A 19139-nucleotide genomic window follows, 5' to 3' on the forward strand; every position below is an offset into this window, starting at 1 on the left:
GGGGAGCGAGCGCCTCAGGCGGACGCGGGGACGGGGATCGGAGCGGGTGCGGACAGGGGTAGCTCGATGCCGTAGAGCCGGGCGGCGGTCCGCCACAGCACCTTCTCCCGCTGCTCGGGCGTCCATGCCCGCGGGAGGTCGTCGGGGGAGTGCATCTGCCAGTCCGGGTAGCTGGACCCGAACATCGAGTGATCCTCCTTGCCGGTCATGCGCAGCCAGTCGTCGGCGAAGTCGGCGTCGGCGCCGGGACCGTCGAGCGAGCTGTGCACGAAGTAGACGTGGTCGGCCAGGTAGGCGCTGGGGATCTTCGGCGCCCAGGGGGTCTGCTCCAGGTGCGGCCGCCCGAAGGAGTCCATCCGCCAGATGAACGGCGTCAGCATGTCCGCCGCGCCGTCGGCCCAGACGATCTTCAGCTCCGGGAACTCCTCGAAGACACCCTCGGCGATCATGTTGAGCAGGTGCCAGACGAACGTCATCGGCTGGTAGGCGGTCAGGTGCGAGAAGGTCCGGGTGATGCCGGACGGCGTGGGCGGGTGGGTGACGCCGACGCCCATCTCGATGTGGACGGCGACCGGCAGCCCGGCCTCGACCGCGGCCCGCCACAGCGGCCGGAAGTGCGGCCGCCCGTAGGGCGACTGGGTCTGCATGGGCAGGCCGATCTGCACCACGCGCGGGTGGTCGGAGTACCGCTTGATCTCGCGGACCGCGCCGTCGATGTCGTTCGGGTTCACGCGGATGGTCCCGCGGAAGCGGTCGGCGTAGGTGCCGGAGTCCAGCCAGCGCTCGACGAGCATCTGGTTGTAGGCGGCGAAGATCGCCGTCGAGAGGTGCCAGTCCGGCAGGATGCCGGCGTTCGACATCGGGTGCAGGACGGCGATGTCGACGCCGCGCTCCTCGAACAACTGGCGGCCGACGAGCTCCGGGTCCGAGCCCGGGTGGCCCGGCATCCTGGTCACGGGCTGGCCGAAGGCCTGCTGCTCGATCACCGAGTCGGCCTGCGTGCCGGGGGCGTAGCGCACGCCGTCCGGCGGGGCGAACCAGGCCACGTCGACGTCGGGGTACCCGCGGCTCTTGAACGGCTCCTTCAGGTGGTCGCGCAGGTCGCGGTCGGACGCGAAGAACGCGTGCACGCTCGCGTCGATGACGGGCCGGCCCTCGGAATCCAACGCATTTCCTCCCAGACGGCCCGGCCGCGAAACGGCGGACCAAACGATTGCTCCGCCCAGTCTACGACCGCATGACCGCCGTCACAAGGGCGGGGGCGCGAGGCCCGCGGCGGGGGCGCCGGGGTCCGGGGGCGGGGGCGCCGGGGTCCGGGGGCGGGCCGCGCCGCCCCCGGACCGCGGACGTCAGGCGCCCGGCCGGCCGTTCCAGGCGACCGTGGTGGCCGTGCCGGCCTCCTTGCCGTCGAGGAAGTCCACGAGGATCGGGGACGCGAGCACCCAGGAGTCGAAGATGTTCCCGGTGCCGGCCTCGCGGGCCGCGCCGCCGGCCTCCCAGGCGTCCTCCGGCCACGGCGGCTCGATCAGGCGGGAGCCCTTGATCATCGAGTGCACCCGGAACGACGTCGTCGGCGGGTGGTCGATGTCGTTGACGCCCGGCCGGATGACCAGCGTGGGCACCGTGATCTCGCCGAACTGGTAGTCGGCGACCCCGGGGATGGCCTCGTTCGGCTTGGGGATGAACGCATCGAGCCAACGGGTCATCACCCGCTCGAACTCCTCGGCCCCGAGCGCGCGCAGCCGGTCGGCGTTGCGCGGGTTCGCCGCGATCAGGTCGGTCCAGCCGCCGGCGGCCCCGCCGAGCTGGAGGATCCCCTCGATGCCCTTGGCCCGCACCGTGCGGATCTCGTTGAGGATGTAGACGCCGGCCAGCGACATCGTGCTGAAGTTGCCGCCCACGATGTTCCACAGCGCCAGGTGCGTGACCTTCTCCGGGTACATCAGCGCGAAGACGATCGAGTCCCGCGCACCCCCGGACCCACCGAACTTGGCGACCTTCTCGATGCCCAGCTTCTCGAGCAGGACACCGAGGGTCTCCGCGCGCATGTGCGACTCGGACTGCCCGTAGAGCTGGATGTCGGAGTTCCCGCAGTTGGGGCGGTCCCACAGCAGCACCCGCTTGCCGCCCGCGGCGATCCCCTCCGCCATCTCGCGGACACCGGGGAACTCCTTGCTGAACCGTCCGCCGGGCGTCAGGACGACGACCTGGCCGTCCTCCGGTCCGATGAACTCGTGTACGACGATGCCGCCGTTGACCTCTGTCTCAGCCATGTGCACCTCTCCTCATCGTTGAGCGATCTGGGTGAACTCCGGTGATGCGGTACTCCGCCGCATCTCGGGAGCCGCGACGGCGGCCATACTCAGGGGCATGGCCGGCGTGCAGGAGACCGCGGGGCGCGCGGTGTCCCGCGACAGCGCCCGGGCGCAGGTGGTGCGCGCCACGGCGGCTCGCCTGTTCGAGGCGTCGGGCTACGCGGGCACGACCATGAACGACATCGCCGACGCCGTCGGCCTCCTGCCGGGCAGCCTCTACCACCACTTCGCGTCCAAGGAGCAGATCGCCGCCGAGCTGCTGACGGCGTACAGCACCGCGCTCGGCGAGGTGGCCGACGCCGCCGTGGCGGACCCGCCGGCCCCGGGTGCGGCCGCCGAGGAGCGGGTGCGGCAGCTGAGCGCCGACGTGATGGCGCTGAGCTTCGAGCACGCCGCCGCCGTCCGGCTGCGGGCCTTCGATCCCCCCACCGTCGCCACCGCCCGGCTGCGCGAGGCCATGCGACTGCCCACCGAGGCGCTCGAGATCGCCTGGCGCGACGCCGTCGACGGGCTGCGCCCGGCCCGCGAGGGCGGTGCCGACCCGGCGCTGCTCCGCTTCGCGCTCCAGCAGGCGACGCTGGACGGGCCCGGCAGCTACCCGTCGGGCCAGGACCCGCGGGAGGTGGCCGCCCGGCTCTGCGACGTCCTGCTCCAGGGCGTCACGACCGGGTGCCCGCACGACGGCGAGCTCGACGGGTCGGCGGCGTCCCGCGCCGCGGTCGAGGCCCTGGCCGGCTGGCCCGAGCAGGAGCCGCCGGCCGGCCCGCGCGACCGCGACACCATCGTGTCCGCGGCCCGCGCCGAGTTCGCCCGCCGCGGGTACGACGCGACGACCGTCCGCGACATCGCCGCCGCCGCCGGGGTGCGGATGGGGACGCTGTACCGGCGGGTGGAGTCCAAGGAGGCGCTGCTGCGCGAGATCCTGGGCAGCTACTCGGGCCACCTGGGCGAGGCCTTCGGCGCCGTGCTCGCGGCCGGCTCCCCCGAGGTCGAGACGCTCGACGGGCTCGCGCGGGTCTTCGTGCACGCCAGCCGGCGGTTCGAGGCCGAGACGTGCATCGTCCGCTACGGCTGGAGCGGCCGGGAGGCCACGACCAGCCCGTTCCACGACTACTACCTGGCGACGCAGGGCCGGCTCACCGCGCTCGAGGAGCTGATCGACCGGGGTGCGGCGAACGGCCGGCTGCGCACGGTGCCCGACATGGCTCTGCACATCCGCTCCGTCCTGTGGCTGCCGTTCCACCAGCACGCGCGGACCGGGACGGCCCGCGCGCACGCCTTCCTGCGTGCCGCACTGCTACGGGGCGCCCTCCGCGGCTGACCCCGGGCGCGCCGCGGTGTCGACGACGATCCGCACCTCGCAGTTCAGGGCCGCCTCGAGCGCCGTGTGCAGCCGCCCCTCCGGCACCCGCATCGCCTGCTCCGGGTCGAGCACGACGCGCACCACCTCGTCGTCGTCCTCGGTGAACCGCTCGACGTCGACCGCCTGCAGGCCGAACCCGGCGAGCACGCCCCGGGCGTCGTCGTCGGTGCCGCGGCTGATGAAGGTGACGACCCCGGGCGCGGCCGGGAGCCCGAAGGCGCGCGAGCACAGGCCGACGTACTCCTCGCGGTCGGCGAGCTGCGCCTCGTCGAGGATCAACTCCACCTCGCGCCGACGCTCCGGCAGGGAGGCGGGCGGACTCGCGACCACCTCGACCGCCGCCTCGCGGAGCTGGACGAGACCTGCCTCGTACGCGTCCGGCCCGAGAACGCCGTCCGCGTCGATGACCACCCGCATGACGGCCGTACGCACGAGCGGAAGCTACCCGACCCGCCGGTCCCGCGGAACGAATGATTGCTCCGCCGTGGCACGCTCTGGTCCGGCCGTACCGGCGACCGGAGGAGAGCGATGGTGACGACCCGAACGACGAGCCGGCAGCGGACGCGCCGCCTGTCGCTGCTCGGGCCGGCGTTCATCGCGGCGGTCGCCTACGTCGATCCCGGCAACGTGGCCACCAACGTCACCGCCGGCGCGCGCTACGGCTACACGCTCGTCTGGGTCGTGGTGCTGGCCAACGTGATGGCGGTGCTCGTCCAGTACCTCTCGGCCAAGCTCGGCCTGGTCACCGGGAAGTCGCTGCCCACGCAGCTGGGCGACCGGCTGCCGCGGTCCGCCCGTCTCGCGTACTGGCTGCAGGCCGAGGCGGTGGCGATCGCGACCGACATGGCGGAGGTGGTCGGCGGCGCGCTCGCGCTGGCGATCCTGTTCGACGTCCCGCTGGTGCTCGGCGCGATCCTGACCGCCGCGGTGTCCCTGCTGGTCCTGCGGGTGGGCGACGCCCGGGGGCAGCGGGCCCTGGAGCGCGTGATCATGGCCTTCCTGCTGCTGATCGCCGTCGGGTTCATGGCCGGACTCTTCGTGGACCCACCGGACGGCGGCGAGCTCGTGGCCGGCCTCGTGCCGACGTTCGACGGCGCGGACAGCGTGCTGCTGGCCTCGGGGATCATCGGCGCCACAGTCATGCCGCACGTGATCTACCTGCACTCCAGCCTGACGACCACCCGGCTGGGCACCCGCGGCGAGGGGCTCGGCGTCGCGCGGCTGATCCGGGCCACCCGGGGCGACGTCGTCTCCGCCCTGGTCCTGGCCGGCGTGCTGAACCTGTCGCTGCTGGTGGTCGCCGCCTCGAGCCTCCAGGGTTTCCCGGGCACGGACACACTGGAGGGCGTCCACGAGCTGATGACCTCGGAGCTGGGCGGCGGCGTCGCGCTGCTGTTCGCGGTGGCGCTGCTGGGCTCGGGCCTGGCCTCGACGTCGGTCGGCAGCGCCGCGGGGGCGGAGGTCATGAAGGGGCTGCTGCGCAAGCAGATCCCGCTGCTGCTGCGGCGGGTGATCACCGTGATCCCGGCGATCGTCGTGCTCGCGCTGGGCGCGGACCCGAGCGAGACGCTCATCGTCTCCCAGGTGGTGCTGTCCCTCGGCATCCCGTTCGCCCTGGTGCCGCTGGTGCTGTTCACCGCGCGGCGGGACGTCATGGGCGAGCACGTCAACCGGCGCGGGACGACGGCCGCGGCGGCGCTGGTCGCGGGCGCCGTCATCACGCTGAACCTGACGCTGCTCTACCTGACGTTCACGTAGCGGAGTGCGGGAACGCAGGTCTCCTGCGCTCCCGCACTCCGATCAGGACAGGGGGGAGCGGGGCAGCATGCGGTCGCTGATGATCCGCTTCTGGATCTCGCTGGTGCCCTCGAAGATCGTGGTCAGCCGGGCGTCGCGCCAGTGCCGCTCCACCTGGCGCTCGGTGGTGTAGCCGTTGCCCCCGTGCAGCTGCATGGCCTGGTTGGTCACGCGGACGGCCATCTCGGTCGCCTCGAGCTTCACCATCGCCGCCTCCCGCTCGCAGGGGACGCCGAGGTCGAGCAGGTGCGCGACCTGGCGGTAGAACGCGCGGCTCTGCTCGATCTGCGCGGCCATCTCGGCGACGGCGAACCGCAGCGCCTGGAAGTCGGCGATCGGGTGTCCGAACTGCTCCCGCTCCTGGAGGTAGACGACCGAGTCCTCCAGCGCGGCGCGGGCCAGTCCGACGGCACGGGCGGCGGTGTGCACCCGCGCGGTGTTGAGGAACTCCTTGGCCTTGAGCATCCCGGCGCGGGCGGCCTCCTCCCCCTCGCCGTCGGCGGCGTTGGCGTCGTCCACCACGTTGCCGGCCGGGATCCGGACGCCGTCGAAGGTGAGGTCCCAGGTCAGGAAGCCGTGGTAGCCGACCTTGTCGATGGGGTGGCCGGACAGCCCCTCGGGGAACTCGCCGCGCTTCTTCTCCAGCAGCAGGTTCGTCAGCCCGCGGGAGCGGGGCTCCCCCTCCTCGGGGTCGCCGGTGCGCACCAGCACCTGGATGAAGTCGGCGGCCTTGGCGTTGCCGCACCAGCGCTTGTGGCCGGTGACGACCCACTCGTCGCCCTCGAGGACGGCGCGGGTGGAGACGCCGGCGAGGTCGGACCCGGCGTCGGGCTCGGACAGCGCGATGGCGCCGATCCACTCACCGCGGGCGCTGCGTGCCAGCAGGTCGGCGCGGCGGTCGGCGTCGGCGACGGTCGTGCCCAGGCCCTGGGAGCGGGCCAGGATGCTCGCGGTGCTCATCCAGGCGCGGGCGAGCTCCTCGGAGACCATGCAGTACTCGAAGACGCCCAGGCCCAGCCCGCCGTGCTCGGCCGGGACGGTGATGCCGAAGTACCCGAGCTCGGCCAGCCGCTGCAGCAGCGACGCCGGGATCTCGCCCTTCTGCGGGTCGAGCTCGTTGGCGACCGGCAGCACCTCGTCCGTCGCGAACCGGCGGGCCTGCAGCTGGAGCTCCTCCCGCTCGGGCGTGTGCCACGGGGGCAGGAGGTCCGGGGGGCGGGCCTCCTGCAGCTCGGTCTCGGTGGCGCTGTCGCTCGACGTCATCGTCGCTCGCTCCCTGCTCGGCCGGCGGTGGTCGACATCCGTGGGTGCACTGTGGCGGTCTGACCTGCCCACCGCAGCGCGCGGTCACCCACGTTCGTGATCGACGCCACGGACCGGGGGACGTCGTGGAGGAGATCCGTGGGCGCGACGCCGACGGATTCCTCCACCTCAGCGGGCGCCGCGCTCCCGGGCCAGCTCGACGTAGTGGTCCACCAGGGCCGGGTCGTCGACGGCGCCCGCGTTGACCGCCTTCTGCGGGTCGACGCCCTGGAAGAGCCGCTTCAGCGGGACCTCCAGCCGCTTGCCGGTCTTGGTGTGCGGCACCCCGGGCACGGCGATCACCTCGTCGGGCACGTGCCGCGGGCTCGCCTCGGTGCGGATGGCCTTCCGAATGCGGGCCACCAGGTCGTCGGTCAGCTCCGCCCCGGGACGCAGCTGCACGAACAGCGGCATCCAGTAGCCGCCGTCGCGCTGCTCGACGCCCAGCACCACGCAGTCGGCGACCTCCGGGATCGGCTCGACGGCGGCGTAGATGTCCGCCGTCCCCATGCGGACGCCGCCCCGGTTCAGCGTGGAGTCCGAGCGGCCGGTGATGAGGCAGGTGCCGCGCTCGGTGACCTCCAGCCAGTCGCCGTGCCGCCACACGCCGGGCCAGGGCTCGAAGTACGCCTCGCGGTAGCGGGTGCCGTCGGGGTCGGCCCAGAAGTAGAGCGGCATCGAGGGCATCGGCTCGGTCACCACGAGCTCGCCGAGTTCGCCGATCACCGGCCGGCCCTGCTCGTCCCACGCCGCGGCGGCGACCGCCAGCATCGGGCGCTGCAGCTCCCCGGCGGTCACCGGGAGCAGCAGCGAGCTGCCCACGAAGCCGGTGGCGATGTCGGTGCCGCCCGACAGCGAGCCGAGGAAGACGTCGCGGGAGACGGCGTCGTAGACCCAGCGGAAGGCGCTGGCCGGCAGCGGGGACCCGGTCGAGCCGATGGACCGCACGCCGGAGAGGTCGAACGTCTCCCCCGGCCGGACGCCGGCCTTCTCGCAGGCGGTCAGGTAGCCGGCACTGGTGCCCAGGTAGGTCACCCCGGTGCGGGCGGCGAGGGCGAACTGCGCGTCGACCCCCGGATACGCCGGGGCGCCGTCGTGCACGACCACCGTGGCGCCGACCAGCAGCGCCGACGTCGCGATGTTCCACATGATCCAGGCGGTGGAGGCGTACCAGTAGAAGCGGTCGCCCGGCCCGACGTCGCCGTGCAGGGCCAGCTGCTTCCACTGCTCCAGGACGACGCCGCCGTGCCCGTGCACGATGCCCTTGGGCAGCCCCGTCGTCCCCGAGGAGTAGACGATCCACAGCGGGGCGTCGAACGGCAGCGGCTCGAAGACCGGCTCCTGCTCGTCGGCGACGGCGTCGGCCCAGGACAGCGCCCCCTCGGGCAGCTCGTCCGGGAAGAGGCGGGGGACGGCGATCGTCGTCTGCACGGTCGGCAGCGCGGCGCGCAGCTCGGCGACGACGTCGCGGCGGTCGTGCTCGCGGCCGTTGAACCGGTAGCCGTCGACGGCGACGAGCACGGTGGGCTCGATCTGGGCGAACCGGTCGAGGACGCTGCGGGTGCCGAAGTCCGGTGCGCAGGAGGACCAGACCGCACCGATGGACGCCGCCCCCAGGAAGGCCACCACCGCCTCGGGCACGTTCGGCAGGTAGCCCGCGACCCGGTCGCCGCGGCGCACGCCCAGCCGGCGCAGCGTCGCGGCGAAGGCGCCCACCTGCCGGCGCAGGTCAGCCCACGTGAGCTCGACCGGCTCGGCGTCGCCGGCCAGCGTCTCCTCGGTGACGGCGATCAGTGCGGGGTGCTCGTCGGTGGCGTGCCGGAGCGCCTGCTCGGCGTAGTTCACCGTCGTCCCGGGGAACCACTCCGCGCCGGGCATCTCCCGGCGGGTGAGCACGCGCTCGTCGGGAACGCCGGGCAGCACGCCGCTCCAGTCGGCGATCTCGGCCCAGAACTCGTCGAGGTGCTCCACCGACCAGCGCCAGACACGGTCGTAGTCGACCGGGTCGCCCAGGTCCACGCCGCGCCGCTCCTGCACGCGCGCGGCGAACGCCGCCAGGCGCGTGGCGCCGATGGACTCGGGGGTGGGTCGCCAGAGGACGTCGGGGGCACCGTCGGAGGCTGCGTCGCTCACGAACCGCACCTTGCCATCCCGTCCCGCCCGTTTCACGTGACACATCGAGCCCGCTCGACGTGACCGGGTGTGACCGGTCCGTCCCGGAGTCCATCCGATCGGGGGACGCGTTCCACCGCGCGCTTCGGGCGCCTGGAGGTCACGCTGTGCATCCGAACGATCACAGCGAGGAGCTGGCATGGACGGACGACGAGGCGGTGCCCCCGGGCTCCGTCGCGCCCTCGTCCGGACCCTCGCCGTCGCCGGGTTCGGCACCGGGCTGTGGCTGGCCGGGCAGATGTCCGGCACCGCCTCGGCCGACGAGGTGCCCCCTCCCGGCCTGCTGTCCGGCACCGTCTCCGCCGTCGCGGACGTGACCGGCACGGTGGTCGACACGGTGACCGACACGGTGGTCGAGACCCTCCCGCCGGTCCGCGAGCTGCTGCCGCCCGTCGTCCGCCCCGTGGTCGACCAGGTCGTCGTCCCGGTCGTGGACGCCGTGGCGCAGCCCGTGCTGGCCGTCCTCGACCGCACGCCGGCCGCTCCGGTCGTCGACGCGGTCGTCCGGCCCGTGCTGGGCGCGGTGGCCGCGCCGGTCGACCTCCTCCCGTCGCCGGCCCTGCCGGTGCTCTCCGACGTCGCCGCACCGGCGACCGGGCCTGAGACGACCGGTCCGGCTTCCTCCGACGCGGCCGTGGCACCCGCCGCCGCGCCGGTCGCCGCGGCCTCGACCGGGGTCCGGGTCCCGACTCCGCAGGCCGTCGTCGCGGCTGCCGGAGCCGGGATCCCCGCCGCGCCGGCGCCCCTCCCGCTGCCGGCGCTCCCCGTGCTGCCTCCGGCCGGCTCCACGCCGTCGTCGGCCACCGGCGGCGCGGGCACCGACCTGCCCCCGGCCGCCCACCTGTCCGCGGGCACGCCTGCCGACGCCGACCTCCCGTCCGGCGCAGCCGCCGACGGGTCCGCGCCGTCCCTCGACACCCCCGAGGACCCCGGCACCTCTCCCGACTGAGTGCGGCGCCGCCGGCCACGTGCCGGCGCAGCGCCCGACCCCGCCGTCCCGTCCGGGACCGGGGGCACTCCCTCAGTCAGGAGAACTCTCGTGAACACCTTGATCCGTCGCGGCCTGCAGGCCGCTGTGCTCACCGGGGGCCTGTGGGCCCTCGGGACGGGGGTCGCGTCCGCGGACGACGGCCTCGACGTGACCGTGCCGGTCACCGTGACCGACAACGCGCTCGCCGTCCTCGGTGAGGTCCCCGCACCGGGGATCGACCTGCCCGCGCTGCGCGCCGACATCGGCCTGGACCTGGGCGGCGTCTCCCTGTCGGTGCCGGTCACCGTGGGTGGCAACGGCGTCGGCCTGCTCGGGACGACGGCGACGCAGGCGCCGGCCTCCGCGCCGGCAGCGGAAGCCGCGGACGTGAGCGTCCCGGTGACCGTCGCCGGGAACGCCGTCGGCGTCCTCGGGGACGCCACCGCTTCCGGCACCGCCCCCGCGCCGGCCGGCAGCGACGGCGGCCTGCTCGGCGTCTCGGTGCCCGTCACCGTGTGCGGGAACGGGATCGGGGTGCTCGGCGACGCCGCCGGTGCCTGCACCCCCGGCGCTCCGGCGGCCGGGGGTTCCGGCGGCCCGTCGCTGATCGACGTCGACGCCCCCGTGCTCGTGTGCGGGAACGGCATCGGCGTCCTCGGCGACGCGGCGGGCGCCTGCTCGACCGCGCCGGGCACGGGTGGTCCGGGCACGGGTGACCCGGGCACGGGTGGTCCGGGCGTCGACGTCGACGTCCCGGTGACCGTCTGCGGCACCGGCATCGGGCTGCTCGGCAGCGGTTCCGGGACCTGCGGCACCGTCCCCGGCACGCCTGGCACGCCCGGCACCCCGGGGACGCCGACCGGGCCGGAGGGCCCCGGCACCCCCGGGCAGCCGGTGCAGCCCGTGCAGCACGCGCGGTCCGACTCGGCGGGCGGCACGGCAACCTCCGCGTCGTCGCGCGCGGCCGCGCAGGGTGACGGTCCGGCCGAGCTGGCCTACACCGGGGCCGAGACGGGCTCCTGGCTGCTCCTCGCGATCCTGTCCCTGCTGGCCGGGCTCGGCACGGTGGTCGGCGCGCGTCGCCGGGACCGGGTCGCGCGGGACTGACCGCGCACGGATCGGCGGCCGGGCTCCTCTGCGGGGCCCGGCCGCCGGTCCGGCGCGTCCGGCACATCCGGCGGCTCGGCACTAGGTTCGCACCCGTGGCGGACGCGGACCTGCGGTTCTGGTTCGACCCCGTGTGCCCGTTCGCGTGGCTGACCAGCGAGTGGGTCCGGCTCGTCGCCGAGCGCCGGGAGTACGCCGTCGAGTGGCGGTTCATCTCGCTGCGCCTGCTGAACGCGCACGTCGACTACGCCGCGCAGTTCCCGCCCGACTACGAGGCCGGCCACACCGACGGGCTGCGGCTGCTGCGCATGGCCGCGCGGGTCCGCGACGAGCACGGGCCGGCGGCGGTGGACCGGCTGTACCTCGCGCTGGGACGGCGCATCCACGACGCTCCGGCGACGGCGGCGGGTGCCCGCGGCACGGCGGAGTTCGTCGCCCCGGTGCTCGCTGCACTCGACCTGCCGGCCGACCTGGCCGCAGCCCTGGACGACGAGGCCTGGGACGCCGTGGTGCAGGCCGAGACCGACGAGGCGCTGGCGCTCACCGGCCGGGACGTCGGGACGCCGATCCTGCACTTCCGGCCGCCGGAGGGGACGGCGTTCTTCGGGCCGGTGATCAGCCGCCTGCCGGAGCCCGAGGAGGCGTTGGCGCTGTGGGACCACGTCGTGGCACTGGCGGGGTTCCCGGGGTTCGCCGAGCTCAAGCGGAGCCTGCGCGAGCGTCCGCAGCTTGCGTCGTTCGGCGTCGGCACGGGCGAGGCCGGGCAGGAGGAGGACTGGCACGGTGGCAGCCGCCGGAAGCACCGATGAGCAGCGGAGGTGAGCCGGACGTGAGCGAGCCCGGGGAGCTCAACGTGCTGGGCGGTCCGCTGGAGTCGTGCGGCACGCAGCCGATGACCGGCTTCTACCGTGACGGGTGCTGCAGCAGCGGGCCGGACGACCTCGGCCGGCACACCGTCTGCGCCGTCGTCTCGGCCGAGTTCCTCGCGCTGCAGCGGGATCTGGGCAACGACCTGAGCACGCCGCGGCCGGAGTACGACTTCCCCGGTCTGGTGCCGGGCGACCGCTGGTGCGTGGTCGCCGTCCGGTGGCTCCAGGCGTACCAGGCGGGTGCGGCCTCGGGCGTCGTCCTGGCCGCGACGAACGCCCGCGCGCTGGAGGTCGTCCCCCTCGAGGCGCTGCGGCAGCACGCCGTCGACGTGCCCGACGACATCAGCGGACTGAGCTAGCTGCCGTCAGGCCGGCCGGCGACCGAACAGGAAGTAGGTCAACGGCACCGCGCCGAGCGAACCCGTCAGCGCGATGGCGGTGGCCCAGAGCCACTTCGGGCCACGCACGCGGCCGGCGGGACGGCGTCTCAGGTCGCGCAGCGCGGCGGCCTTGGCCACGGAGTCGACGACCACTCCGGCGACGACCAGCCCCCGCTGAGCTCCGGTCAGCTCGCTCCACTGCTTCAGCCCGGCCACGGCCACCCCTCTGCTCCGGCGCACTCCGTCATCGTGACCCTGGACCCGGTCGGGCCGGGGGCTCCGGCGGCGGCCCGATCCTCACCAGTGCCCGTGCGAGCCGACGTTCCTGCTCAGCGGCAGCACCACACGACGAGTTCTCATGAGCACCGCGTGATCATGCCCGGACCGGCGCCCGTGGAGCGCGGACGCTCCCATGTTGGCGCGACGTGATCCGAGGCGCGCGCCGGTGGCCGCCCGCGCACAGGCGCGGGCGGCTGGGACGGGACGACGGGACCTCAGACGGGGACGAGGAGTTCGTCCCGGGCGAGGAGGATCTCGGTGCCGTCGGGGCGGTAGGTGTGCCATCGGCCGTCGGGTCCGCGTTCGACCCGGAAGCCGGCGTGGAGCTTGCCGTGGTGGCGTTCGCAGAACAGGCCGGTGTTCTCCAAGGTGGTCTCCCCGCCGAAGGCCCAGTGCAGGAAGTGGTGGGCCTCGCACCACTCCGGTGGGGCGTCGCAGCCGGCGAACAGGCAGCCGCCGTCGCGCAGGTCCAGCAGGTGCCGCAGCGGGGCGGGCACGATCCGGACCTCCCGGCCGCGGTCGATCGGCACACCGTCGGGTCCCATCACGATCCGGGCCACACTCGAGTCACACGCCAGCCAGCGGGCGCGGGCGGCGGAGATGGTGGCGCCGAATCCCATCCGGGCGGCGGTCTGGCCGGTGGCCGGGTCGACCAGGGCGTCGACGTCGATCACGGCGGCGATACCGGGCTTACGGGTGCGCTGGATCGGCACCGCCCCGGCGGCGAGGGTGTTGTCGGCCCACTGCACGAACGCGTCGCCGCGGATCTGGCCGGGGGTGCGCTCGTCTCCGGCCGTGCGGGAGGTGGCGGCCATCGGCTCGATCACCGCCTTGACCTTCTCCCCGGCGACGGCGTCCAGTTCCACGTGGATGGTGACGGTGCCGTCGGGATGGGTGGTGATGGTCAGCGACCGTTCCTGCGTGGGGTCGGGTTCGGGCCCGTCGGGGTCCAGCTGGGCCAGGTAGTGGTGCACCGCCTCGGTCAGCTTCCGGAAGGTCTGCCCGGCCGCGACCGTGGCCAGCGCCGCGTCGACCTCGGCCAGGTCCACGCCCTGATCGGCGGCGGCGGCCAGCTCCCGCCGGCCGGTGATCGTGGCGATCGCGGTGACGTGCTCGACGCCGATCGCACCCGCCGCGAACGCCGCGGCAGTCGCGGGCAGCAGGTCCAGGACCCGCCCGCGGCACACCAGCGCCGCCGCGGCCGAGTTCTTCATCCCGGTGTGGGTGCGCAGCCACGACTGCATGGTCTTCAGCCCGTCGTGCTCGCAGGCCAACCGCGCATCGGCGACTCGCACCGCACGGGTCAGCCGGGCCTCCACCCGGTTCCGCTCCGCCACCAACCCACCGACCTCGGCCAGCAGGTCGGCGTCCGACATCGCGTGCAGATCGCCGCCTGAACCACTCGAACACATGTACGGATTCTAGCGCCCACAGACGTCCACAGCAGTACGAATCCCCAGGTCAACGCCCTGTCCACAGATCGACGCGACCTCTTGACAGCCATGGCGACTCAAGCAGCGAACAGAGCAGCCACCGCCGCTGCACAACCGTCCGGCACCTCGACGACCTTCGTCCGGCTCGTCGCGCCAGTCACCAGCGCGACCTCACGGCGGCGCACCCCGAGCGCCGAGGCGACCGCCGCCAGCGCCACCTCGGTGGCGCGGCCGTCCACCGCCGGCGCCGCGACGCGGACGACGAGGGCACCGTCGTGCGCGCCGCCGACCGCCGTCCGCCCGGCGCCGGGTCGCACCCGGAGAGCGATCCGCACCGGCGTCAGGGCTGGTACGGCTCGCGGCCCTCGGGCAGGTTCGACAGGTCCGGGGCGATCACGGTCTCCTCGCGGGAGTCCGGCAGCCGCAGGCCGGTCCCGTCCTGAGCGCGCTCGAGCAGCAGGTCGCCCGGCCGGTTCCGCAGCGTCTCGCCGCGGAAGTAGGCCGGGGCGATGACGTTGTAGATCGCCATCAGCACCACGCCCAGCAGGAGCGTGCCGATGCCGATGACGAAGACCCCGCCCACCCCGAACAGCACGGTGAACCCGTAGTCGGGGTCGGCGTACTCGATGCAGGCGACGACGAACACCGCCAGCAGCATCACGCCGCCCAGCAGCGGGATCACGAAGCGCATGACGACGTCGCGGGCCGTGTGGAGGTCGCGCCGGAACTCCCAGGCGCAGGCGAAACCGGTCATGCCGTAGTAGAAGGCGATGAGCAGGCCCACGGCGAGGATCGAGTCCTGAAGCACGTTGTCGCTCACGATCGTGAGGCTGACGTAGAAGGCGATCGAGACCGCCCCCATCCAGATCGTCGACACCGACGGGCTGAGGTACCGCGGGTGGATCCGGGCGAAGGCCACCGGGATCGCCCGGTAGGCGCCCATCGACAGCGTCGCCCGCGCGGTGGGCAGGATCGTCGTCTGCGTCGACGCCGACGCCGAGGTCAGCACCGAGATGATCAGCAGCGCCTCGAAGACGCGCCCGCCGAGGTCGTCGCCGAAGACCACCGGCCCGATCGCGTTGAACACGTCCTCGGCGTTGTCCTCGTTGCCCAGCCCGATCCCCGTCGTCCCCACGCCGGCGAAGGCCACCGTCGCGACCGACACGACGGCGTAGGTGGCCAGCAGCAGGACCGTCGAGATGATCGCCGCGCGGCCTGGGGTGCGGCCGGGATCGGTCGTCTCCTCGTTGATGGCGACCGCGGTGTCCCAGCCCCAGTAGATGAAGATCGCCAGCAGCATGGCCTCGGTGACCGACGACCACTCCAGGCCCGACGGCCACAGCCAGGACAGCGACGGCCGGAGCGAACCGTCCGGTGCGTCGCCCGAGTAGACCTTCACCAGGGCGTACACCGCGAACGCGACGAGGACGACGACCTCGACGCTGAGCAGCACGTACTGCAGCCGCTTGGACACCTCGAGCCCGATGTAGCAGATCCAGGTCATGCCGGCGATCCACAGCACGCCGGCGACCGTCGTCCAGACCGTGGACTCGGCGAGGGAGTCCAGGCCGACCAGCTGGTAGCCGTACGAGCCGGCGATTTGCGCCAGGTTCGCCATGACGATGACGTCGGCGGCGATCAGCCCCCACCCGCCGAGCCAGCCGGTCCGCGGCCCGAACGCGCGGGCCGCCCAGGTGAACGTCGTGCCGCAGTCGGGTTCGCGCTTGTTGAGCTCGGCGTAGGCGACCGCGATGAAGTACATCGGGACGAAGGCCAGCAGCATGATCGACGGCGCCTTCACCCCCACGGCGATGACGACGAAGCCGAGCGTGGCCGCGAGGCTGTACGCCGGCGCGGTCGACGCCGTCCCGATGACGATCGACGACAGCAGGCCGACCGTGCCGGGCTTGAGCCCCTTGTCGAGGGCGGTGCCCTCGGGGAGGCGCCCGGGGGCGTCCGCGACGGCCGACCGGCCGCCTCCGCGAGCGGGGTTCGACACGCAGACCGCCTCTCCGCCGCGGACCCGTGGGGGCGGCCACGCAGCGCGCGCGATCGTATCCGGCAGACCGCGGGGTGCCATCGGCGATCGGGTGTCAGTAAGGTGAGCCTCACCTGACATCGTCCGCCGTCCGCCCGGGAGCCGCCGTGAGCGCCGTGACCGACGCCCCGGCTCCTGCGGCCGCGGCCGTCGCCGACCAGCGGCGCGGGCTGCTGCGCGGCACCGGCGGCAGCGCGGCCACCCTCCTGGTGCTGCTCCTCCTGCTGGTCGTCGCGATGGCGCTGAGCGTCGCCGTCGGGTCGCGGCCGATCGGGCTCGGCACGGTCTGGGACGCGCTGACGTCGAACGGCCCGGACACCGAGGAGTCGGTCATCGTCCGCGAGCTGCGGGTGCCCCGGACGCTGCTCGGCCTGCTGTGCGGGCTCGCCCTCGGCGCGGCGGGCGCGCTGACCCAGGGGCACACCCGCAACCCGCTCGGCGACCCCGGCCTGCTCGGTGTCACCGCCGGCGCCTCGTTCGCCGTCGTCCTGTCCATCTGGCTGCTCGACGTGGGCACCCCCTCCGGCTACGTCTGGTTCGCCTTCGCCGGCGCCCTCGCCGGCAGCGTCGTGGTCTTCGCGCTCGGCTCGGCCGGGCGCGGCGGGGGCACCCCGGTGACGCTCGCCCTCGCCGGCGCCGCGGTCACGGCACTCCTGTACGCCCTCGTCCAGGCGATCCTCGTCAGCGACCAGGAGACCCTCGACGGGTTCCGCTTCTGGGTGGTCGGCTCGCTGGCCGGGCGGGACGCCGACGTCGCCGTCCAGGTCGCCCCCTTCATCGCCATCGGCCTCGTGCTCGCCCTGGTCAACGCGCCCGCGCTGGACCTGCTGGGCCTCGGCGAGGACGTCGCCCGCGGCCTGGGCCAGCGGGTGTGGCTGGCCCGGCTCACCGGCCTCGCGGGGGTGACGCTGCTCTGCGGCGCGGCCACCGCCGCCTGCGGGCCGATCTCGTTCGTCGGCCTCGTGGTGCCGCACGTCGTGCGGGCGTTCACCGGACCGCGGCACCGCTGGCTGATCCCGGGCTCGGCGCTGCTCGGCGCGGTGCTGCTGCTGGGCGCCGACGTCCTCGGCCGCGTCCTCGCCCGGCCCGGCGAGGTGCAGGTCGGCATCGTCCTGGCGTTCATCGGCGCCCCGTTCTTCATCGCCCTGATCCGCCGCCGCCGGCTGGCCGGCCCATGACCGCCACGCAGGAGCGTCCGCCCGCCGTCCCCCCCCGCCGCGGGACGACGGTCGTGCGGGTCGGCCCGGTGTCGGGGCGGATCCGCTGGCGGCAGCTCGTCGTGCCCCTGGCCGCCGCGGCGGCGCTGGTCCTCGTCGGCGCGGTCAGCCTCGGCCGCGGCGACTACCCGATCGCGATCGGCGAGGTGCTGCGCACCCTCGTGGGCCTGGGCGACGGCAGCTCGGAGTTCATCGTCCTCGAGCTCCGCGCGCCGCGGATCGTCGTCGGGGCCCTGGTCGGCCTCGCCCTCGGCCTCTCCGGCGCCCTGTTCCAGACCTTCGCCCGCAACCCCCTCGCCTCCCCCGACATCCTCGGCATCACCCAGGGCGCCTCGGTCGGCGCGGTCGCCGCGATCGTGCTCAGCGGCTCGACGACGACCGGCGAGCTGCTCGGCGGTCTCGGCATCCCGCTGTCGGCGCTGCTGGGCGCGCTCGTGGCCGGGCTGCTGCTCTTCGCGCTGACGTGGAAGGCCGGTATCGACGGGTTCCGGCTGGTCCTCGTCGGCATCGCACTGTGGTCGCTGGGCAGCGCCACGGTGGAGTACCTGCTCACCCGCGCGGAGATCTACGACGCCTCCGCCGCCTACGTGTGGATCACCGGGTCCCTCAACGCCCGCACCTGGGACCACGCCGTCCCGCTGGCGCTGTGCCTGGCGGTCGCGCTGCCGCTGGCCCTGGCCTCGTCGCGGGCCCTCGGGGTGCTGCAGTTCAGCGACGAGACCGCCCGCGGGCTCGGCCTGCGGCTGCCCCTCGCGCAGGCCGCCGTGGTGCTCATCGCCGTCGTGCTGGTCGCGGTGGCGGTGGCCGCGGCCGGACCGGTCGCCTTCGTCGCGCTCATCGTCCCGCAGATCGCCGTCCGCCTCACCGGCGGTTCCCGGCCGCCGCTGCTGGCCTCCGGGCTGCTCGGCGCACTCCTGGTCGTCACCGCCGACCTGCTCACCCGCACCGTGCTGCCGGCGGCCCTGCCGGTCGGCATCCTCACCGCCGTCGTCGGTGCGCCGTACCTGATCTGGCTCCTCGTCCGTGGAAGGCGGCAGTTCACATGAAGGCGACCCAGCTGTGACCGCCCCGCTCGCCCCGCTGGTCGACACCCTCCACCCGGACGGACCGGTCCGCCTCGCCGCGGAGGCCGTACGGCTGGCCTACGACGAGCGGGTGGTCGTCCACGACGTCGACCTCGCCCTCACCGAGGGCTCGTTCACCGCGATCGTCGGCCCCAACGGCTGCGGCAAGTCCACCCTGCTCAAGGCGCTGGGCCGGCTGCTGCGGCCGACGTCGGGCCAGGTGCTGCTCGACGGCCGGGCGATCGCGAAGACCTCCACCCGCGACGTCGCCCGGGTGCTGGGGCTCCTGCCGCAGACGCCGATCGCCCCCGACGGGCTCACCGTGGCCGATCTCGTCGCGCGCGGCCGGCACCCGCACCAGAGCTGGCTGCGGCAGTGGTCCCGGGACGACGAGCAGGCCGTGGCCGCGGCGCTGACCTGGACCGACATGACCGAGCTCGCCGACCGGCCGGTGGAGGATCTGTCGGGCGGGCAGCGGCAGCGCGCGTGGATCTCCATGGCCCTGGCCCAGGGCACCGACCTGCTGCTGCTGGACGAGCCGACGACCTACCTGGACCTGGCCCACCAGATCGACGTCCTGGAGCTGGTCGCCCGCCTGCACGCCGAGCGCGGCCGGACGATCGTCGTCGTCCTGCACGACCTCAACCTGGCCGCCCGCTACGCGCAGCGGCTGGTCGCGATGCGCGACGGCGTCCTCGTCGCCTCGGGGACGCCGGCCGAGGTGCTCACCGAGGAGCTCATGGCCGACGTGTTCGAGCTCGAGGCGCGGGTCGTGCCCGATCCGGTCGCCGGCACCCCGATGGTCGTCCCGGTACGCCGCCTGCGGTGAGCGG

Annotated in this window: 18 protein-coding genes; 9 read left to right on the forward strand and 9 right to left on the reverse strand. The window is 74.2% G+C overall.

Going from position 1 to position 19139, the window contains the following annotated elements; all coding sequences use genetic code 11:
* Positions 1–14: 14 nt before the first annotated feature.
* Complete coding sequence (locus tag N555_RS0124340; RefSeq protein ID WP_029434093.1) at positions 15–1166, reverse strand: amidohydrolase family protein; 1152 nt, start codon at positions 1164–1166, stop codon at positions 15–17.
* A gap of 183 nt (positions 1167–1349) precedes the next feature.
* On the reverse strand, positions 1350–2273 hold the full coding sequence (locus tag N555_RS0124345) for an alpha/beta fold hydrolase (RefSeq protein WP_051684438.1): 924 nt from the start codon (positions 2271–2273) through the stop codon (positions 1350–1352).
* 97 nt (positions 2274–2370) lie between these two features.
* Here N555_RS0124345 and N555_RS0124350 point away from each other — a divergent pair, with 97 nt between their 5' ends.
* Positions 2371–3636: a TetR/AcrR family transcriptional regulator gene (locus N555_RS0124350; protein ID WP_051684439.1), complete on the forward strand. Its 1266-nt coding sequence runs from the start codon at positions 2371–2373 to the stop codon at positions 3634–3636.
* On the opposite strand, the gene N555_RS0124355 is transcribed toward N555_RS0124350, so the two are convergent.
* A complete protein-coding gene (locus tag N555_RS0124355; RefSeq protein ID WP_051684440.1) occupies positions 3613–4110 on the reverse strand; it encodes a hypothetical protein in 498 nt (165 codons plus the stop codon). The genes N555_RS0124350 and N555_RS0124355 overlap by 24 nt on opposite strands.
* A 96-nt stretch (positions 4111–4206) precedes the next feature.
* On the opposite strand from N555_RS0124355, the gene N555_RS0124360 reads away from it, so the two are divergent.
* Positions 4207–5436: an Nramp family divalent metal transporter gene (locus tag N555_RS0124360; protein WP_029434097.1), complete on the forward strand. Its 1230-nt coding sequence runs from the start codon at positions 4207–4209 to the stop codon at positions 5434–5436.
* 42 nt (positions 5437–5478) lie between these two features.
* Here the strand turns inward: N555_RS0124360 and N555_RS0124365 are convergent, their stop codons facing one another.
* On the reverse strand, positions 5479–6738 hold the full coding sequence (locus N555_RS0124365) for an acyl-CoA dehydrogenase family protein (protein ID WP_029434098.1): 1260 nt from the start codon (positions 6736–6738) through the stop codon (positions 5479–5481).
* A 168-nt stretch (positions 6739–6906) separates the two neighbouring features.
* Positions 6907–8910: an acetoacetate--CoA ligase gene (locus N555_RS0124370; RefSeq protein WP_029434099.1), complete on the reverse strand. Its 2004-nt coding sequence runs from the start codon at positions 8908–8910 to the stop codon at positions 6907–6909.
* 178 nt (positions 8911–9088) lie between these two features.
* On the opposite strand from N555_RS0124370, the gene N555_RS0124375 reads away from it, so the two are divergent.
* The 4 genes from N555_RS0124375 to N555_RS0124390 all read left to right on the forward strand — a co-directional run bounded on the left by N555_RS0124375 (position 9089) and on the right by N555_RS0124390 (position 12254).
* Entirely contained in the window at positions 9089–9898 is an 810-nt protein-coding gene (locus N555_RS0124375; protein WP_029434100.1) for a hypothetical protein, read from the forward strand.
* Positions 9899–9988: 90 nt separating this feature from the next.
* Entirely contained in the window at positions 9989–11026 is a 1038-nt protein-coding gene (locus N555_RS27180) for an LPXTG cell wall anchor domain-containing protein (protein WP_029434101.1), read from the forward strand.
* 95 nt (positions 11027–11121) lie between these two features.
* Complete coding sequence (locus tag N555_RS0124385) at positions 11122–11835, forward strand: mycothiol-dependent nitroreductase Rv2466c family protein (RefSeq protein WP_029434102.1); 714 nt, start codon at positions 11122–11124, stop codon at positions 11833–11835.
* Between the two features lie 20 nt (positions 11836–11855).
* Complete coding sequence (locus N555_RS0124390; RefSeq protein WP_029434103.1) at positions 11856–12254, forward strand: DUF2237 family protein; 399 nt, start codon at positions 11856–11858, stop codon at positions 12252–12254.
* A 6-nt stretch (positions 12255–12260) separates the two neighbouring features.
* Here the strand turns inward: N555_RS0124390 and N555_RS0124395 are convergent, their stop codons facing one another.
* From N555_RS0124395 to N555_RS0124410, 4 genes are all read right to left on the reverse strand, one after another.
* The gene (locus tag N555_RS0124395; RefSeq protein WP_197029143.1) at positions 12261–12515 is read right to left on the reverse strand and encodes a hypothetical protein; all 255 of its coding nucleotides are present in this window, start codon (positions 12513–12515) and stop codon (positions 12261–12263) included.
* A gap of 254 nt (positions 12516–12769) precedes the next feature.
* Complete coding sequence (locus tag N555_RS0124400) at positions 12770–13930, reverse strand: HNH endonuclease signature motif containing protein (protein WP_197029144.1); 1161 nt, start codon at positions 13928–13930, stop codon at positions 12770–12772.
* A 134-nt stretch (positions 13931–14064) separates the two neighbouring features.
* Positions 14065–14322 carry a DUF167 domain-containing protein gene (locus N555_RS0124405; protein ID WP_029434106.1) on the reverse strand — a complete coding sequence of 86 codons (258 nt, stop codon included), beginning with the start codon at positions 14320–14322 and terminating at the stop codon, positions 14065–14067.
* A 5-nt stretch (positions 14323–14327) separates the two neighbouring features.
* The gene (locus N555_RS0124410; RefSeq protein ID WP_231503143.1) at positions 14328–15986 is read right to left on the reverse strand and encodes an APC family permease; all 1659 of its coding nucleotides are present in this window, start codon (positions 15984–15986) and stop codon (positions 14328–14330) included.
* A 146-nt stretch (positions 15987–16132) separates the two neighbouring features.
* Between N555_RS0124410 and N555_RS0124415 the strand changes: the two genes are divergently transcribed.
* From N555_RS0124415 to N555_RS0124425, 3 genes are read left to right on the forward strand one after another with little or no spacing between them, the layout of a single operon-like run.
* Complete coding sequence (locus tag N555_RS0124415; RefSeq protein ID WP_231503144.1) at positions 16133–17203, forward strand: FecCD family ABC transporter permease; 1071 nt, start codon at positions 16133–16135, stop codon at positions 17201–17203.
* Positions 17200–18288, forward strand: coding sequence for a FecCD family ABC transporter permease (locus N555_RS0124420; RefSeq protein WP_029434109.1), 1089 nt, complete (start codon positions 17200–17202; stop codon positions 18286–18288). Before N555_RS0124415 ends, N555_RS0124420 begins: the two co-directional genes overlap by 4 nt.
* Before the next feature lie 13 nt (positions 18289–18301).
* Positions 18302–19135, forward strand: a complete 834-nt coding sequence (locus tag N555_RS0124425; protein WP_051684443.1) for an ABC transporter ATP-binding protein — start codon at positions 18302–18304, stop codon at positions 19133–19135.
* The last annotated feature ends 4 nt before the right edge of the window (positions 19136–19139 follow it).

This window comes from Blastococcus sp. URHD0036 (genome assembly GCF_000701365.1).
Taxonomy (GTDB): domain Bacteria; phylum Actinomycetota; class Actinomycetes; order Mycobacteriales; family Geodermatophilaceae; genus Trujillonella.

Coding starts and splice junctions, on each gene's coding strand:
- N555_RS0124350 (WP_051684439.1), top strand. CDS start 2,371: ATGGCCGGCGTGCAGGAGACCGCGGGGCGCGCGGTGTCCCGCGACAGC.
- N555_RS0124345 (WP_051684438.1), bottom strand. CDS start 2,273: ATGGCTGAGACAGAGGTCAACGGCGGCATCGTCGTACACGAGTTCATC.
- N555_RS0124420 (WP_029434109.1), top strand. CDS start 17,200: ATGACCGCCACGCAGGAGCGTCCGCCCGCCGTCCCCCCCCGCCGCGGG.
- N555_RS0124400 (WP_197029144.1), bottom strand. CDS start 13,930: ATGTCGGACGCCGACCTGCTGGCCGAGGTCGGTGGGTTGGTGGCGGAG.
- N555_RS0124360 (WP_029434097.1), top strand. CDS start 4,207: ATGGTGACGACCCGAACGACGAGCCGGCAGCGGACGCGCCGCCTGTCG.
- N555_RS0124375 (WP_029434100.1), top strand. CDS start 9,089: ATGGACGGACGACGAGGCGGTGCCCCCGGGCTCCGTCGCGCCCTCGTC.
- N555_RS0124365 (WP_029434098.1), bottom strand. CDS start 6,738: ATGACGTCGAGCGACAGCGCCACCGAGACCGAGCTGCAGGAGGCCCGC.